Origin of the sequence: Vibrio sp. 1557, assembly GCF_033340175.1 — a bacterium.
In the GTDB taxonomy this organism is placed as follows: domain Bacteria; phylum Pseudomonadota; class Gammaproteobacteria; order Enterobacterales; family Vibrionaceae; genus Vibrio; species Vibrio alginolyticus.
Genome location: NZ_JAWOVZ010000067.1, coordinates 1 through 2,125 on the forward strand (window position 1 = coordinate 1; position 2,125 = coordinate 2,125).

Consider the following 2,125-nt stretch of genomic DNA (forward strand, 5'->3'; position numbering starts at 1 on the left):
ACTGGCAAAAAATCGTTCACCGAACTTAAACTCGAGTCATCATCACTGACCGGCAAGTTTCGCCCTTCACTGCTGTACGCCACCTTACCAGCAACAAAAAACTCTTGGCTAGACAGAACCGGAGAATACAGCTCCGCCTCAATAAGCTTATCTGTGCCCATCTCAACGTTGAGTGCCATTTCAGCACCGTGAGAGTTTAAGTTGGTAAAGTTAGTCGACATCCCTATGCCGTATTGGCTGTCGGTATCAAAGTCATCTTCAAGGAAGAAACGGAAGTTGAGGTAGTTTGGGCCCCAAGATTTTTCGTTAACGTCAAACACCAATAAATTCGAACCATCGACTTCTTCAAAGTGATAAGTAATTAACTCAAATCGGTCCAATGCATAGAGGTTTTCTACCGCTTTTTCGATTTCAGCCGTTTCGATTTTACGGCCAGTTTCCAGTTCCAAACGGTTGGTCAACAAAACATCGCTATAGTGGGTATTGTTTACGATCACAATCTCATCCACTACGCGATCGTCACCATAAACGAGCTTTTTGCGAACTTCCTGCTTATGGTCGATGTACTTTTGATACTCCGCGTTTGATAAACGCAGTCCCGCTAGCTTCGACTCCATTTCTTTGGTGATGTCATAACCAGATTGAAAAGCCCAAGGCATTTTGTCGAACTCGACGGTTTCCATTTGGCCGACATTGGGACGAATGTAAACATCGTGTTCTTGCAGGGTTTCGACTTGCTGCTGGGTACTGCGACGCACCAGATAGTTGGAGAGTTGGTCTGCAACGGTAAACAGCCCAGTAAAATCATCTTCGGTTTTGTAGTCGGTACTGATGTCTACCGCGATAACCACATCCGCGCCCATCGCACGCGCAACATCCACTGGCATGTTGTTGACCACGCCACCGTCAACAAGCATGTGGCCATTTAACTTATACGGAGGGAGTGCGCCGGGTACAGACATACTGGCCATCATGGCATCAACTAAATAACCGTTGCCGATCACCACTTCGTCCAGTTCTAAAATATCTGTCGCAACGGAACGGTAAGGAATGGCAAGCTCATCAAAGGAGTCAAAACGTCCGAGGTTGCCTGTGGTCTCGCGCAACACACGCAACATGTTTTGCCCTTGAACCACACCAGTTGGAGCACGAACTTCGCCGAACCGTAAACCAAGGTCGGTCGTGATTTGATAGCGGTCTTCATATTCTTTGTCACGAACGCGACGCTGACTGCGATCGACGCGATCACGATAACCACTGTTCCAATCAACAGAATAGATAAAACTTTCGATTTCATCGGCGCTCATGCCTGTCGCGTACAAGCCGCCAACATAAGCTCCCATGCTTGTCCCTGTGATGATATCGACAGGAATGTGCATTTCTTCTAGCGCCTTGAGTACACCAATGTGGGCAGCGCCTTTTGCGCCGCCACCAGCGAGAACAACCGCGACTTTAGGACGAGTCGGAGTATCCTCATTTTTGACTTGAGCAACAGAAGGAGTGGCTATCAAAAACAAACTTACCCACAACGCGAAATAGCGCGACATCGGGCTTGATGACAGCGTTTTGAACATCCACTTCTTCCTTTACTGAATACTTGATCACTAATATGTACTAAGAATTGACCAGTGAAACAAGTCCATGTTGTTGATTTGGAGATCCTACCAATCAAACAAACTATTCAACCAGTTAGATTTTTTCTCACACTGTTGTTTGATTTGACCCGTTTTATCCCATACTGGAAGTTTGTAATCGCTGCGGCAATTCATCTCTAAACCACCGTTGGAGGTCGGTTTAAAGCCAAGCGTCGTCACTTCTTTAGGCCAAGGCAACTCCAAACGCTCAGGAATTCGCTGCGCCAAGTATTCCGCGTAAACACGCAATGCACCGCTTGAGCCCGTAAGGTTGATTGGCTTGTTATCATCACGGCCTAGCCAAATGGTCGTCACTTCACGGCCATCAATCCCGACAAACCAGCTATCACGAGTATCGTTACTGGTGCCCGTTTTGCCCGCCAATGCAGCCCAAGCGAATTGGCTTTGAAGGTAGCGGCCCGCACCTTGTGCGTCACCTTGTTTCATCGCGTAAATTTCTAGCCAAGCCGTTTATTCATCAACCGCGCTAG

1 protein-coding gene and 1 pseudogene are annotated in these 2,125 nt (G+C 47.5%); both read right to left on the minus strand.

Annotated features, from left to right (window positions below; translation table 11 throughout):
* A partial coding sequence (locus R7070_RS24545; protein WP_318141329.1) for a patatin-like phospholipase family protein occupies nt 1-1,574 on the minus strand: 1,574 nt, incomplete at its 3' end.
* An 87-nt stretch (nt 1,575-1,661) separates the two neighbouring features.
* Nucleotides 1,662-2,102 (minus strand): annotated as a pseudogene (locus tag R7070_RS24550) (penicillin-binding protein 1B); the annotation flags it as partial.
* Nucleotides 2,103-2,125: the final 23 nt, after the last annotated feature.